10 protein-coding genes are annotated in these 15,334 nt (G+C 59.5%); 1 reads left to right on the top strand and 9 read right to left on the bottom strand.

All coding sequences use genetic code 11. The features are described from left to right. The 4 genes from AWB64_RS29785 to AWB64_RS29800 form a co-directional block, all read right to left on the bottom strand. A partial coding sequence (locus AWB64_RS29785; protein ID WP_279616278.1) for an ESPR-type extended signal peptide-containing protein occupies positions 1–1,271 on the bottom strand: 1,271 nt, incomplete at its 3' end. Between the two features lie 644 nt (positions 1,272–1,915). Further along, positions 1,916–4,042: a TolC family protein gene (locus AWB64_RS31325; RefSeq protein WP_082850687.1), complete on the bottom strand. Its 2,127-nt coding sequence runs from the start codon at positions 4,040–4,042 to the stop codon at positions 1,916–1,918. A gap of 6 nt (positions 4,043–4,048) precedes the next feature. Continuing rightward, a complete protein-coding gene (locus tag AWB64_RS29795; protein ID WP_060859013.1) occupies positions 4,049–5,326 on the bottom strand; it encodes an HlyD family type I secretion periplasmic adaptor subunit in 1,278 nt (425 codons plus the stop codon). Further along, a complete protein-coding gene (locus AWB64_RS29800) occupies positions 5,323–7,629 on the bottom strand; it encodes a type I secretion system permease/ATPase (protein WP_060859014.1) in 2,307 nt (768 codons plus the stop codon). The genes AWB64_RS29795 and AWB64_RS29800 overlap by 4 nt, the downstream gene beginning before the upstream one ends. Positions 7,630–8,164: 535 nt before the next feature. On the opposite strand from AWB64_RS29800, the gene AWB64_RS29805 reads away from it, so the two are divergent. Next, positions 8,165–8,941, top strand: a complete 777-nt coding sequence (locus AWB64_RS29805) for a copper homeostasis protein CutC (protein ID WP_060859015.1) — start codon at positions 8,165–8,167, stop codon at positions 8,939–8,941. Between the two features lie 17 nt (positions 8,942–8,958). Here the strand turns inward: AWB64_RS29805 and AWB64_RS29810 are convergent, their stop codons facing one another. The 5 genes from AWB64_RS29810 to leuS all read right to left on the bottom strand — a co-directional run bounded on the left by AWB64_RS29810 (position 8,959) and on the right by leuS (position 15,167). After that, on the bottom strand, positions 8,959–9,375 hold the full coding sequence (locus tag AWB64_RS29810) for a CopD family protein (protein ID WP_060859033.1): 417 nt from the start codon (positions 9,373–9,375) through the stop codon (positions 8,959–8,961). A gap of 53 nt (positions 9,376–9,428) precedes the next feature. Next, positions 9,429–10,706 carry a glutamate-5-semialdehyde dehydrogenase gene (locus tag AWB64_RS29815; protein WP_208603336.1) on the bottom strand — a complete coding sequence of 426 codons (1,278 nt, stop codon included), beginning with the start codon at positions 10,704–10,706 and terminating at the stop codon, positions 9,429–9,431. 76 nt (positions 10,707–10,782) lie between these two features. Continuing rightward, complete coding sequence (gene holA / locus AWB64_RS29820) at positions 10,783–11,895, bottom strand: DNA polymerase III subunit delta (protein ID WP_060859017.1); 1,113 nt, start codon at positions 11,893–11,895, stop codon at positions 10,783–10,785. A 21-nt stretch (positions 11,896–11,916) separates the two neighbouring features. After that, positions 11,917–12,468: an LPS-assembly lipoprotein LptE gene (locus tag AWB64_RS29825; RefSeq protein ID WP_060859034.1), complete on the bottom strand. Its 552-nt coding sequence runs from the start codon at positions 12,466–12,468 to the stop codon at positions 11,917–11,919. A gap of 104 nt (positions 12,469–12,572) precedes the next feature. After that, entirely contained in the window at positions 12,573–15,167 is a 2,595-nt protein-coding gene (leuS, locus tag AWB64_RS29830) for a leucine--tRNA ligase (RefSeq protein WP_060859018.1), read from the bottom strand. Positions 15,168–15,334: the final 167 nt, after the last annotated feature.

The raw sequence follows: 15,334 nt of genomic DNA on the forward strand, positions 1-15,334 counted from the left end.
CCCAACGTGACCGAATTCTTGGCCGTGCTGTCGTATGCCACGAATGCGTTGGTTGCCTTGCCGTTCGTGTCAACGGTCATACCCGCTGCCGTCAATTGACCCAGGTTCACTGCGTCCGTTGCCGTGGTACCTGCTTTCACGTTCGACAACGTCGTGCCGGCCGTGCCGCCACCCAGCGTAACCTTCGCCTTCGCCGTGGTGTCATATGCCACGAATGCGTTGGTCGCTTTGCCTGCCGTGTCAACAGTCAGGCCTGCTGCCGTCAACTGACCCAGGTTCACTGCGTCCGTTGCCGTGGTGCCTGCAACCAGGTTGTGAATCTGCGCGCCAGCCGTACCCGCGCCCAGCGTCACGCCCGTCTTGGCCGTGCTGTCATACGCCACGAACGCGTTGGTTGCCTTGCCGTTCGTGTCAACGGTGATACCAGCTGCCGTCAACTGACCCAGGTTCACTGCGTCCGTTGTCGTGGTACCTGCCTTCACGTTCGTGATCGTGGTGCCGGCCGTGCCGCCACCCAGCGTGACCTTGCCCATCGCCGTGGTGTCATACGCCACGAACGAGTTCGTTGCCTTGCCGTTCGTGTCAACGTTCAAGCCTGCTGCCGTCAACTGACCCAAATTAACGGCATCGGTAGTCGTCGTGCCGGCGGCCAGGTTTACGATCTTGCGTTGCAGCGTTGCATTACCAACCGACACCGTGTTTGAGGCAGTTGTGACCGAACCCTGACCCAGTGCAAGTGAACCCGAACCGGATGCCGAGCTGTTCATGCCGAGTGCAATGGCGCCAGCGCCCACCGCCGAGGCATTCTTTCCCAGTGCGAGACCACCATCGTTGATGGTGTATGAGTTAGCGCCAACTGACGTGCCGCCGCCGCCAGCGATTGCATTCGGGCCGAACGCAAAACTGTCCGTGCTTGCCTGGCTGTTTGCGCCAATAGCAATGCCCGATCCCATAGCGTACGCCGAATCGCCAATCGCCATACCGCCAATCTTGGTAGGCGCCTTTGTATCAACATCAACCAACGAATCGACACCGATCGCCACGCCGTCGGAGATGTTGGAAGCCGCGCCGTTGCCCAGGATCGCTGTGTCGGCAGCCATTGCGGCGCCAGCGCCTGCCAGACTCATGCCGCCAACGGCGACCTGCGCCAGGATGGCCTTGGAAATAGCTGTCTTGGCGCGCTTGCTTTTGCTGCGGCCGGTTGCCAGTTCCGAAACTGCGACCCATGATCCTGTCGATTCATTCCAGACTGATTTGTATGACTTGTTCATGCTGTATACCTTTTACAAAAAAATAGAAAATCGCCTTGCGGCTCGGCAGAATCGATCGCCACCTTTATTTCGGATGACCAATGCGTGTGTAGCTTCCGCGTAACGCTCGGCATTCGATGCTTTCCGGCCAATCCGGACCGAGCACTGAAACCGGGGTTACATTCGAAAACCCGGTTGTTGTGAACGCATACGGACTATAGGTTTTGAACCGCAGAGACTTAATGCGAAAACTCCTAATTTTTGCCCCACGATTCAAACTAAATTGTCCAGTCAAATCAAACGTGATCCGGCCGCTAGCACCAGTACTCGCTGAGTGTGCCGGGAACATTGCTGCATAACGCTTTGCGCGTAAATTCAAGCAATTTCCCGCGATTAAATCGCGCTGGTAAGACATTTCTTAAAATGACGGACGTTGCACCCCGGCAACATGATTCACCGTCGAATCATGAAAAAACGGAAATGAATGTGAATGTTCAGAAAATAATTATTTCGATAACTCGATATGCTATTTAAAGGCATTTCTAATCAAATAATGAAAAAGGCCATTTAACGAATCATCGTTAAATGGCCCTCGAATCAAAACCCGTCATCACATAAGAGAGTCTTCACACTGCTTTTATTAAAATAAAGCGCTCGTCCTTATATCAATCGCCCTTCAACCAGGTATCAATCGTTCCGTTATTCAGGTGAATTTTCAGAACGGCCTGATAAGCGTCGAATTGCGCAGTCGTCGCGTTGACCTGGTTGTTGTAAAACTCGCTTTCAGCCGACAACACGTCGAGCAAGGTGCGACGGTTCAGGTGGTACCACTGCTCGAAGTACTGCTTGCGGATCAGGTCGGTATCGACCACGAGACCAGCGTACAGCTTTGCACGGGTGCTAAGCGCAATAGCGTCGCGATGCGCGTCCCGAACCTTGTATTCCGAGTCGAGTTGAAGCTGGTCTCGCTTGTCGCTGCTCGAGTCGGCGCGAGCCAGTGCCGCGCGCTCTGCCGCACGCTGGCTGCCGCCTTGGAACGGCGTCCAGGAAAGCTGCAGCATGGTTGACCACGGCTGTCGATTGCCGAAAACATCCGACGCCGTATTCTTGTTGATCACCCAGTTCAGCTTGGGCAGCCCATCCGCACGAACAGACTTGGCGTTCAACTTCGCCGACTCCGCCTCAGCGGTCAATTCCTGAATCTGAGGATTCGTCGCGATAGCAGCGACCGCATTGTCAAGGCTATCGAGCTGAAATTGCCACTGCGTGCCTGCAGGCATGGGCGTCGGCTCGTTGCCAACGAGCTTGTTCACTGTAAGCTGTAGCGAGCGCACTTGCGCGGCCACAATTTCCTGCGATGTCTGCGCCTGCAGCAAGCGCGACTTGGCCTCGGTCAGTTCGCTCATGCGCCCCTGGTCCACCTTGACAATCTCGGCCAGCATGGCGACCAACTGCGACATACGTTTCACATAGCTCTCGCCAATTATGTAGATCTGACGGTTCTTGGCCAGCTCGATCAAATTGGACGAGACATCGTACGCATTCTGCTGCGAGACCGACTGGTAATAGAACTCGGCGGCATCGGCGGTCTTCTGGCGGCTGCTGATGCTTTTGCTTGTCTTCCCCCAGTCATAGATCATCGTGGTAACGGCGATACTGGCGGTTGGCCGGTTGTATTGGTTGAAACTCGCGCTGTCACCAGTGATGCTCGGAGAATTGCCGTTGAGCTGAACCTGCGGGTAACGCTGCCCCTTTACCTGATCGACATCGAATTTGGCCGCTTCCCAATCGTTACGCGCCTGCTTGATGGTCGGACTGCGTGCGGCGGCGGCTTCTGCCGCGTTGCGCAGCGCTGCCCGCACCGCCTGTTCAGGAACCACTGCCTGGTCGCCGAAGTTGCGCGTACCTGCCCCCTGGCCGAGCCAATCCGAGTATTCGTCCGCCGGGCGCGCGTTGCGCGGCGCGTGGCGGGCGCCGGAAATCGAGCCTGTCGTGCCAATGGTTGACTGTCCGTCAGGCACCACTTGTCCTGATCCGGCCTGGTGTACGGACGGCGCAGCACGTTTTGACGGAACGACCGTCGTTTCGTCGTCCACCACGGCCGCGGCACCGGTGGCAAGCGACCCGCGCAGCGATTGCAGATCGGCCTGCAGGTTGGGCGCGCGGTTCGCGGCGGAAGGTGCCGGCGCCGGTGCCGACTCGGACATCCGAATCGGGGACGAGGCAACGCCCATGCGCGGCGAGTCGGGGTGAGCCCATCGCGGCGCTTCCACTGGAGCGGGTACGGGATTGGCGAGCGCGGCGTCCACCGGCATGGTTGCGCCGGCCAGTCCGAGGTCAGCAAACCCTCTCGCCTGTACTTGGCGCGGTGCGTTTGCATCGGAAACGGGCGACTGCGGCGCCAGAGCGCCAGGCACCGGCTGAGGCAGCGATACAGCAACGCGGCTACCAGCGGAAGCGACTGCCGCCACAGGCAGCGGCGCGCCTGAGGCCATCGGTTTTTGTGCCGGTTCTGGAGCTACCGCACGGGCAAGCGCCGCCACACCAGCCATTGCATTGGCCGACGCGGTCCCTTGTGTCAACGGCAACTGCTGCGGCATCCAGGCCATTTCGTCGAGCGCGGACTTGGCTTTCGCTTCAGGAGCGATGAACGCGAGCGTTACAGCGCCTGTGCCAATCAACACGCTTGCTGCGCTGAAGACGGTCCGCTGTGGGGTTGTCGGGTAGGGAAGCTTGACGCGCAGCCCTCCCCGGGCACGGACCGGCCGTGCACTTTTGTTGTGATCTGACATGGTGGCTTATCTCTCGCGAAACGCTTCACGCGACTTGAATATGGGCTTCAGCAAATACGAGAGAACGGTCTTTTCGCCAGTGCGAATCTCAACGTTTCCGGTCATGCCAGGAATGATGGGCAAGTGTTTGCCAGCGGCTGTAAGTTCACTTTTTTCCGTGAGGACCCGAACCCGGTAGTACACCGCATCCGGCTTTCCAGGCGCAGCCTTTTCGTCCGTCAACGTATCCGGGCTGACGTCGACCACGCGGCCCTTTAGACCACCATAGATACCGAAGTCATATGCCGAAATCTTGACCATGGCCGGCAGGCCCGGATGAATGAACGCGACGTCCTGTGGCTTGATGTGCGCCTCCACCATCAACTGGTCGGCGTACGGAACAATGCTCATGATCTGCGCCCCTGGCTGGATCACTCCGCCAATCGTCGTAACCTTGATGTCCTTGATCGTTCCCTTCACCGGCGCGACGAGCGTTGTGCGCTGAAGTACATCCGCGCGGCCCACGAGGTTTTCCTTGGTCTGCGAGAGTTCAAGCTCGAGACGCGAAAGTTCGTCGTTGGCGTCGGACTGATACTTGTTGCGGCGATCGACGATCTGGGATTGCAAATCATTGGCGCTTCGCTTCATACGCAGAATTTCCGTGACCGAGATCAGGCCGCGCGCGGCGAGCGGCTCGGTCATGTTGATTTCGTTCATTGCGAGGCCATAGCTCTTTTGAAGCGATGCAACCGTATCCTCAAGTGCGCGCCGCCGTGCCTGGTACGTCTGGGTTTCGCTGAGCACAATGCCTTTGTCCTGCAGAACGTCGGCGGGAAACACGAGCGCGGTGTGATTCGCTTCGGCGCGCAGACGGGCCACCTTCGCTTCCAGGCCAATCAGCTTTGCCTGACCTTCCGCATACGACGAATCGGCGCGCTTCGGGTCGATGTTCAGCAGCAGTTGCCCTTTTTCGACCACATCACCTTCTTTCACATTCATGTCGGCAAGGATGCCGCCTTCGAGGCTTTGGATGATCTGCTCACGGCTAACCGGAATGACCTTTCCTTGCCCTTGCGTGACCTCTTCGACGTGAGCAAATTTGGCCCACACCAACCCGCCGACGATCACCGCCGCGACCAGGTACAGCACGGCGAGCGTGCCAGGGATCGACTGCGCGAGAAGCGACTCGCGCAAGTCGTTCAAATAAGCGAGATGCGCGGGATGGACCCCGGCATCGGCGTTCTTCCTGCGCCCTGCTGGCGTCAGCGACCGGAACGCGCGGATGAGTTTGGTAGATAGTTTCATGACGGTTCCTTCACGGCTTCGTTTGCCTGTACTGTGGGCTGCTGTGTATGAGTGACCGCTGCGTTAGCCGGAGCGCGCAGTGCCGCCATCACAGAATCCTTGGGACCGTCCGTCACGACCTTGCCTTCATCCATGACGATGATGCGGTCCACCAGTTGCAGCAAAGAAGGCCGATGCGTGACGACTACGAGTGTCGTACCCCGCGTCGCGTTTGCAAGATCATTGATAAATGCGGACTCGGTCTGGGTGTCCATGGCGCTCGTGGGCTCGTCCATCAGCATCAACGCGGGACGGGCTATGAGACTGCGGGCAAGCGCGACCAGTTGACGTTGTCCTCCCGACAGGCCATCGCCGTTTTCACCGATCGGCATGTTCCATCCGTGCGGATGTCCAGCGGACATTTTGTCTATGCCCGTGAGCTTGCCAACTCGCAAGAGCTCGTGAATAGAAGCGTCAGGGCGCCCGATCATGACGTTTTCGCGAAGAGATCCGTAGAACAGGCGGCTGTCCTGTGCGACATACCCTACGTTCGCACGCCAGTCGGCCGGATCGATTTGCGAAATGTCGAGGCCGTCGCTAAAGACTTGCCCGCTCGTCGGCCGATAAAGGTTCGCCATGACGCGCAGCAACGACGACTTGCCGCTGCCCACGCGGCCGAGAATGGCCACGCGTTCACCCGCTTCAATCTTGATGTTGATGTTCTTCAGGAAGTCTTTCTTGGGACCATTGGCTATTGGATAGTGGAAGCCCATTTGACGCAATTCAATTGCACCGGTGATGGCGGGATCCTTCAGATAAGCAACCTCTGGGTCCCGCTCCGTCGGCAGCTTCATCAGTTTGCTCAGCGATTCAAGTGCAGCCTTGGACTGCTGGAAACGTACAGCCAGTCCGGCTACCTGCGCCAAAGGTGCAAGCGCGCGGCTTGCGAGGATCACGGAACCGATCAGCGCGCCTTGAGTCAGCTTGCCATCAGCGATCAGATACACGCCGGCCACCACAATCATCACTGTTTCGAACTGAGTGATCCATGACACGAAGTTCATGGCAAGCGCTGAGAGACGCTTTGATTTCATCGAGGTAGCGGAGGCTTTCGCAGAGAACAATTCCCACCGTTCCTGCATGTAGCGTTCGCCGCCGGTCGCCTTCAACGTCTCGAGTCCTTCCACTGTTTCGATCAGGACACCTTGTTTGAGCGACGATTCGCGCAGATTCTCCTTCATGACCTTCTTGAGCGGCCATTGGATAAACACGCTTACCCCGATGATCACCGGAATCAGCAATAGAGGGATAAACCCGAGCACGCCGCCGATCATGAAGATCACGGCAACGTAAAGAAACGTGAATGGCAGATCCGAAATGGTGGCGAGCGTGGCCGATGCCACGAAATCGCGTACCGATTCGAATTCGCGGAGCTGGTTTGCGAACGACCCGGAGGACGCCGGCTTATGCTCCATGCGAATGGCGACGGCTTTGCGGAACAGCATTGCACCCATGATGAGGTCGGCTTTCTTGCCGGCGACATCGAGCACATGCGCCCGCACATTGCGCGAAATGAACTCGAACAACATGGCGAGCGCCACGCCGATTGCGAGAGACCACAAGGTGGTGAACGCCTGGTTCGGCACCACGCGGTCATAGACGTTCATCGTGAAGAACGTGCCTGCCAGTGCAAGCACATTGATGAGCAAAGCTGCGAGCGCCGCGCTCCAGTAGTAGCGCCGAAAACGCCAGAGCGTGCTCAGCAGCCAGTGCCCGTCGCCGTCGGACTCGGGCTGACCTGCACGCACGTCGGCTTTGCCAATCGGTTTTGCGAGCATCGCAAAACCTGTGTAGTTGTCCTTCAGCTGACTCACGCCAATGGTGGTCACCTGAGAGCCTGATTCGGGCAGGACTACCAAATACCCAGCCTCCATCTCCTCAGGTTCGCCCGGCTTGATTTCAGAGGCGGGCTTGATTTTCTTGACCGGTTCCGGCGCGCGGCCGATCAGGATGCAACCGCCGTGGTCCTTGCGAAACAACACCACGGGCAAAAGCAACGGCGAGACTTCGGCCGGCTGGCGTTCGACAATTCCAGCGGAGAAGCCGGCCTGCTCCATGGCAAGCTGCGCCTGTTTCGGCGATATAAAACGGCCTGTTGGCAAACCCGACAACATTGCGGCTTCGCTGGTCGGCTTACCGTGGTATGCCGTCATCCAGACGAGGCTTTTCAGCAAGGTATCGTCAACCTTCTGGTTAAGCGCAAATCCTTCCTCGCCGCCATCGGGTTGATTGGGCGAGGTTGCGCCCGGTACATCTTTTTTCATGGCATTTAACTATAGAGCGACCGGACGGGAGATGGCCTCGGGATCGGTCGGGGTGGATGCGTCGCTCAAGGCGGCGCGGATCGATTCATCGCGCAATGCAGGCTTTTCAGCGGACGCATTATGTGCATCGCATTGAGCATCGAAAATCGGAAGCGTCCTAAATACAAATCGTGCAAGAAATCCACAACGGCTAATCAAGATGTGGACTTAATGCGATGGATTCATTTTGTTCGCCGAGGGACAAGAGAACCATGAGAACTATCCCAATTGCCGGTGATCGATACTCGAGAAATGAGCGTGTCTCCGTGACGGCTTGTGCGCAGACGGACAGGAAACCGACTTGCAACTTGGCGTATGCGGACGGGAAAGTAAGAAAGGAAGGCGGCTTCGACCGCCGTTTCTGCGTTTTAACTAGATTGATGCGGACAACGACTGCTCAGCCGATAGCAACCTCCCGCATGCATCTCTTTTCAATGCCACTCTCTTTCGATTACCAGGGTTATGCTCTAGCACCATGCATCAACGAGGGATCTCAATGTCCAACAACGTTCCATTGCTTGAAATATGTGCCGGCTCGGTGACTTCGTGCGTTGCGGCGCAGGAGGGTGGCGCGGATCGTGTCGAACTGTGCGACAACCTGCTCGAGGGTGGCACCACGCCTTCTTACGGCACGCTCGCAAGCGCGAGGGACGTTTTGCGAATACCGTTGAACGTCATCATTCGTCCGCGTGGAGGCGACTTCCTGTATTCGGAGGTGGAATTCGACGTAATGGAGCGTGACGTCCTTGCCTGCACACGACTTGGCGCGGACGGCGTGGTGATTGGTCTGCTTACCGCTGACGGCGATATCGATGTACCCCGCACCCGGCGTCTGGTTGAACTCGCCGCGCCTATGTCCGTTACGTTCCACCGGGCGTTTGATGTCGCGCGCAATCCGCTTCGCGCGCTGGAAGATATTATTTCTGCGGGCTGCAACCGTCTTCTCACATCCGGCCAGGAAGCGAGCGCACCGCAAGGCGCGGCGCTGATAACCAAGCTGCGCGAGGCCGCGGCGGACCGGCTCAAGATCATGCCTGGCGCGGGAATCCGGCTGAACAACATTGCGCAACTGGTTACTGAGACGAGGTGTGTCGAATATCACACTTCCGGCCGCGCGCCGTTCGCGAGCGGCATGCGCTATCGCAATGAGCGCGTGAAGATGGGCGGCCCGGGGCAGGATGAGTATGCGATGGTGGAAACTTCGCAGGACCTGGTGAGACAGATCCGCGTTGAAGCAGATCAGGCATGGGAACGTGTGCGCCGCTCAGCCTGACTTGGCAGCAATCCAGGTTAGAAGGGCTTCAAGACAACCAGGAGCGTCGCACCAAGCAGTCCAAGAACCGGGAATTCGTTATACATCCGATACCATTTATGAGAACGCTTGTTTTCACCGCGCTGAAAGCGCCCGAGCAGGACGCCGCAATAGGCGTGGTAAATAATCACAAGCGCGACGATACCCAGTTTGGCATGCATCCACCCCTGCCCCTGCCCAATCCCCACCACCAGAAACAGCCACACGCCGCACGCCAGCGCGGGCACTGCAATAAACGTCATGAACCGGAACAGCTTGCGCGCCATTTGCAACAGCCGTTGGGTCGCGGCGGCGTCGGTTTCCATCGCAAGATTGACGAAGATCCGGGGCAGGTAAAACAGGCCGGCGAACCACGAGGCCACTAATACTATGTGCAACGATTTGATCCAGAGCATCAGGGCCATTTTTTCGCTTGTATGTGTGCTTGTTAGCGTGTTCAGTTCTGCGATCAGTTACGGATTTCCCCGTGTCCAAACACGACGTATTTCAACGATGTCAATCCATCCAGTCCAACCGGACCGCGCGCGTGGAGCTTGTCGTTTGAAATACCGATTTCCGCACCGAGGCCGAATTCGAAACCATCGGCGAAACGCGTCGATGCGTTGACCATCACGCTCGCCGAATCCACTTCGCGAAGAAAGCGCATGGCGCGGTCGTGATCCTCGGTGATGATGGCGTCGGTGTGATGCGAGCTGTAGGTGTTGATGTGATCGATAGCGGCGTCCAGGCCGTCGACCAGCTTGATCGACAGAACCGGCGCGAGGTATTCGGTGCTCCAGTCGGCTTCGGTGGCGTCGACCAGCGCTCCGTCATGGCGCGCGTGGTCGAGCACGGCGCGGCTCGCGGCATCCACGCGCAACTCCACGTCCTTCGCCTTGAACGCTTTCGCGAGCAACGGCAACGCTTCTGCCGCAATCCCGCGCGCGATCAGCAGCGTTTCCATGGTGTTGCAGGTTCCGTACCGGTGCGTCTTCGCGTTGTCGCAGACGTTGAGCGCCTTCGTGAGATCGGCGCGGTCGTCCACATAGACGTGGCAGATACCGTCGAGGTGTTTGATCATCGGCACGCGGGCTTCTTCCATCAGGCGCGCAATCAGGCTCTTGCCGCCGCGCGGCACGATCACATCCACGTATTCGGTCATGGTGATCAGCTTGCCCACCGCGGCACGATCCGCAGTCGATACAACCTGCACCGCGTCTTGCGGCAAGCCGGCTGCCTCCAGTCCTTCGCTGATCAGCTTCGCGAGGGCGGCGTTGCATTCGAGCGCCTCGGAACCGCCGCGCAGGATAGCCGCGTTGCCGGACTTCAGGCAAAGCGCGGCTGCATCGATAGTCACGTTCGGCCGCGACTCATAGATGATCCCGATCACGCCGAGCGGCACGCGCATCTGGCCGACCTGAATGCCAGTCGGCCGAAATTTCAACCCGCTGATTTCACCAATAGGATCAGCCAGCGCGGCAACCTGCCGCAAGCCTTCGATCATTGTGTTCAACGCTTTATCCGAAAGCGTCAGCCGGTCGATAAACGCCGCGTCGTGGCCTTTATCGCGTGCACGGGCAAGATCTCGCGCGTTTGCGTCTTTCAACTCGGCGCGATCGCGTTCGATGGCGTCGGCGATGGCGTCGAGCGCGGCGTTCTTCGCAGCCGTGGAGGCCCGCGCCATGGCGCGCGAAGCGCGGCGCGCGCGGCGGCCGAGGCCGGTCATGTATTCGTCGATGCTGGTCATCGTCATTCTCTTGGAACGCTGGTGCGCTCAAAGGCGCAAGGATAAGCCTGATTCTAAGCCGATGTGTAAGCCGATGTCAGGCCGGCCGCTTTGCCGGTGCTGCCTTGGCCAAGGCTTGCAGCGGACTGCCCGAGGACGCGACGGTCATCGCGAGTTCGAACATGCCGTCCCAGACATCGGGCGGCGGGTCGCCGGCACCGGCGCCGCCTCGTGGACCGCTGCCGCCGGTCAGGCCCTTCACCTGACGGTCAAGCTTCGCCGCCAGCGACAATGCCTTTTCCAGCGCCGGCTCGCTCACGCGCGAGAGCGCCGGGCCGATCAGCCGTTCGCGCGGACCCCAGACCCGGTTTTCGCGCAGCAGCGTGGCAAGCGGCTTGCCCGCCGCCACGCCGCGTTTCATGCGCAGCAGCGTGCGCACTTCTTCAACCAGCGCCCAGATCACGAGCGTACCGGCTTCGCCCTCGCCTTTCAGCCCGTCGAGCATGCGCGTCAAACGGCCGACGTCGCCAGTCAGCATGGCTTCGTTCAGCTTGAACACGTCGTAGCGCGCGACATTGAGCACGGCGTCATGGATCTGCTCGAACGTGAGAACACCCGTGGGGTACAAAAGCCCGAGTTTCTGGATTTCCTGATGCGCGGCGAGCAGATTGCCCTCCACCCGCTCGGCGATAAACACCAGCGCACGCCGCCCATCTTCTCCAGGCGCCACCCGCTGGTTCTGAGCGCTCAACCGCTGCCCGATCCACATGGGCAACTGCGCGCGCTCGACCGGATCGATCTTCAGCGCGACACCCGGCCCGCTCAACGCCGTGAACCACGCGGACTTTTGCGTGGCGGCGTCGAGGCGCGGCAAGGTGATGAGCGTGAGAACGTCGGGGTTATCGGCGGCGGCCAGCGTCTTCAGCGCCTCGCCGCCTTCCTTGCCGGGCTTGCCCGTTGGAATGCGCAACTCGACCAGTTGGCGGTCGCCGAACAGCGACATCGACTGGCTTGCGCCCAGCAGCGAACTCCAGTCGAAATACCGGTCGACCACGAACACCGAGCGATCCGTGAACCCTTGCGCCCGCGCCGACGCGCGAATCTTGTCCGACGCTTCCTGCACGAGCAGATGCTCGTCGCCATAAACGACGTACAGGCCTTTCAGCCCTTTCGCGAGGTGCGCGTCGAGCGCGTCGAGTCGGAGTTGCATGGTTGTCTGCGGCGTACGCGCTTAAAGCGGAGGCACAGGCAACGGCGCGCGCGGCGCGATGCCCGGCAACGCTTCGCTCGGCGCCGGATGCAGCGAACGCACGACAGCAAGCCGACGCGTCAACTGATCGACGGCGTCGAACTGCATGTCGCGGAACAGCGTCTGGGCTTCCGTACCCTTCGCGAGCGTGAACTGGTCGCTATAGGTCAAGGCCCGGTTCAACGCGATCGTGCTGGGTGGAATCAGAAGCGTGCCGTCCGCGCCGACCATGGAATAGGACAGGTTGTAGTCAAGTTCGTATTCCTGCACGACGCCTTGCGCGTTCAGGCTCAACGTCCGCATGCCGGATCCGCCGCCCAGCGTGAGAATGGCGTCGGGTTTTTCGGATGCCTTGACAATCACCGTGTCGCTGCCGCCTTCCACCACGCGCTGCAAGCGTCCGAGCATCTCCGGCGTGCCGCCGTTGATGGCGAGCCGCTTGAACGCGTAATCCTGCTGGCCGCGCAACTGGAAACCGCATGCGCAGAGCAGCAATGCGCCGCACGCCAGCGAAAGAATCGACCGCCGGCTGATGGTTACGCTCCCGGCGGTTTTTGTCTTCGTCCGAGTGTGGGTCGAACCCAGGCCTTTGCTGCTCACAACGTCCTCCAGAATTTTCACGGCACGCGAACTCAGGCTCATACGACCACGTTGACCAGTCGGCCCGGAACGACAATAACCTTCTTCGGCGTACGCCCTTCCGAGAATTTCTCGAACATCTCGTGCGCAACCGCCGCTTTTTCGATGTCCTCGCGCGACGCGTCCTTCGCCATGGTCAACGACCCGCGCACCTTGCCGTTCACCTGCAGCACGAGTTCTATTTCGGACTGCTCCAGCGCCGCTTCATCCACCTTCGGCCAGGGTGCGTCGAGCAAGCTGCCGAATACGCTGGCGTAACCGAGTTCCTGCCACAACTGGAACGTGATGTGCGGCACGACCGGATACAGCACGCGCAGCAACACGCCAAAGGTCTCGTTGACAACAGCGGGCGTTGCGTCTTTCGCGCTGTCCACGGCGTTCAACATCTTCATGGCCGCCGATACAACCGTGTTGTACTGCAAACGGCCATAGTCGAAATCGGCTTGTTTCAGGATGGTGTAGATCTCGCGGCGCAGCGTGCGATCTGAATCGTTGAGTTTCGATGTATCGAGCTTGCCATGCATTTTGAGCGCGTCCGCACGGCCATGCGCCAATTGCCATACGCGACGCAGGAAACGGCTCGCGCCCTCCACGCCCGTGCCCGACCACTCGAGCGATTGTTCGGGCGGTGCTGCAAACATCACGAAGAGGCGCGCGGTGTCAGCGCCGTAAGCATCGATCAGCGATTGCGGATCCACGCCGTTGTTCTTCGACTTCGACATCTTCTCCACGCCGCCGATCACCACCGGCTGGCCGTCGGCGTTCAGCACCGCGCCGACAGGGCGGCCCTTGTCGTCGTGCGAAACGGTCACGTCCGCCGGATTGATCCACGTCTTCTTGCCCGCTGCATCTTCACGATAGTACGTCTCGTTCAGCACCATGCCCTGCGTGAGCAGGTTTTTCGCGGGTTCGTCGAAGCTCACCAGACCGAGATCGCGCATGACCTTGGTCCAGAAACGCGAATACAAAAGGTGAAGAATCGCATGCTCGATCCCGCCGATGTACTGGTCCATCGGCATCCAGTAATCGGTTCGCTCGTCGACCATCGACCTGGCGTCGGGTGCTGCGTAGCGCGAGAAGTACCATGACGAATCCACGAACGTATCCATGGTGTCGGTTTCACGTTTTGCCGGCGCACCGCACTTCGGACACGTGCAATTGACGAACGCTTCAGACTTCGCGAGGGGATTGCCCGTGCCATCCGGCACGAGGTCTTCCGGCAACACAACCGGCAGATCGGCTTCCGGCACCGGCACGTCGCCGCAGGTCGCGCAATGGATGATCGGGATCGGCGTACCCCAATAGCGCTGGCGGGAAATGCCCCAGTCGCGCAAGCGCCAGGTGATTTGTTTATCGCCGAAATTTTTCGCTTTCAGGTCTGCCGCGATTGCGTTGACGGCTTCCTCGAAGTCGAGGCCGTCATATTTGCCGCTGTTGACGAGCGTGCCAACGCCCTTTTCGCCGTACCACTCTTCCCATGCGTCCGTGCTGTAGGTCTTGCCTTCAACCGCGACGACCTGCCTGATCGGCAGGTTGTATTTCTTCGCGAACGCGAAATCGCGTTCGTCGTGCGACGGCACGCCCATCACGGCACCTTCGCCGTAGCTCATGAGCACGTAGTTACCCACCCACACTTCGACCTTTTCCTGCGTCAGCGGATGCGTAACGAAGAAGCCCGTCGGCATGCCCTTCTTTTCCATGGTCGCGACGTCGGCCTCGGCCACGCCGCCGCGCTTGCATTCTTCGATAAACACTTGCAACGCCGGATTATCGCGAGCCAGGCGCGTTGCCAGCGGATGTTCCGCGGCGACTGCTGCAAAGGTCACACCCATGATGGTGTCAGCGCGCGTGGTGAAGACGCGCAGCAATTTGCTTTCGCCGTCGATCTCGTACGGGAAGCCGAAGTTCACGCCGAAGCTTTTGCCAATCCAGTTCTGCTGCATCACCTTCACGCGCTCGGGCCAGCCGAGACCGTCGAGGTCGCCGAGCAACTGATCTGCGTAATCCGTGATGCGCATGTAATACATCGGGATTTCGCGCTTTTCCACCAGCGCGCCCGAGCGCCAGCCGCGCCCGTCGATCACCTGCTCGTTCGCGAGCACGGTCTGGTCTTCAGGGTCCCAGTTCACCGTCCCGGTCTTCTTGTACGCAATGCCCTTTTCCAGCATCTTCAGGAACAGCCACTGGTTCCACTTGTAGTACTCGGGTTTGCAGGATGCGATTTCCCGCGACCAGTCGATAGCCAGTCCCATCGACTGCATCTGCTTCTTCATGTACTCGATGTTGTCGTAGGTCCACTTCGCCGGCGGCACGTTGTTCGCCATCGCGGCGTTTTCCGCCGGCATGCCGAACGCGTCCCAGCCCATCGGCATCAGCACATTGTGGCCGTTCATGCGCAGGAACCGGTACATCACGTCGTTGATCGTGTAGTTGCGCACATGGCCCATGTGCAGCTTGCCCGACGGGTACGGCAACATGGACACGCAGTAGAACTTCGGCTTGTCGCTGGTTTCGGTCGACCGATAGACATCTTTCGCGCGCCAGTCGCTTTGCGCTGCGGATTCGACGTCGGCGGGTACGTATTTATCTTGCATGGTGTGGTCTTGACGGTTTTGCCTTGCGGCGATGTGGCTGTGTTGCCTGGGTCTTGCCTGTGTTTTGCTTCATCGCGCGTCTGACGGGCGAAACTCCAGGCGGTGCTCGGCGGTGTCCGTTCGCGGGTCGCGCCAAGGTCAAGGCCGTCTGGCATGCGCCCGGGCCG

It is taken from the genome of Caballeronia sordidicola (assembly GCF_001544455.2).
GTDB lineage: Bacteria > Pseudomonadota > Gammaproteobacteria > Burkholderiales > Burkholderiaceae > Caballeronia > Caballeronia sordidicola.

Excerpts from the sequence above, each read along its gene's own strand:
- AWB64_RS29800 (WP_060859014.1), bottom strand. The coding sequence starts at position 7,629 with ATGAAAAAAGATGTACCGGGCGCAACCTCGCCCAATCAACCCGATGGC.
- AWB64_RS29795 (WP_060859013.1), bottom strand. The coding sequence starts at position 5,326 with ATGAAACTATCTACCAAACTCATCCGCGCGTTCCGGTCGCTGACGCCA.
- holA (WP_060859017.1), bottom strand. The coding sequence starts at position 11,895 with ATGCAACTCCGACTCGACGCGCTCGACGCGCACCTCGCGAAAGGGCTG.
- AWB64_RS31325 (WP_082850687.1), bottom strand. The coding sequence starts at position 4,042 with ATGTCAGATCACAACAAAAGTGCACGGCCGGTCCGTGCCCGGGGAGGG.
- AWB64_RS29810 (WP_060859033.1), bottom strand. The coding sequence starts at position 9,375 with ATGCTCTGGATCAAATCGTTGCACATAGTATTAGTGGCCTCGTGGTTC.
- AWB64_RS29815 (WP_208603336.1), bottom strand. The coding sequence starts at position 10,706 with ATGACCAGCATCGACGAATACATGACCGGCCTCGGCCGCCGCGCGCGC.
- AWB64_RS29805 (WP_060859015.1), top strand. The coding sequence starts at position 8,165 with ATGTCCAACAACGTTCCATTGCTTGAAATATGTGCCGGCTCGGTGACT.
- leuS (WP_060859018.1), bottom strand. The coding sequence starts at position 15,167 with ATGCAAGATAAATACGTACCCGCCGACGTCGAATCCGCAGCGCAAAGC.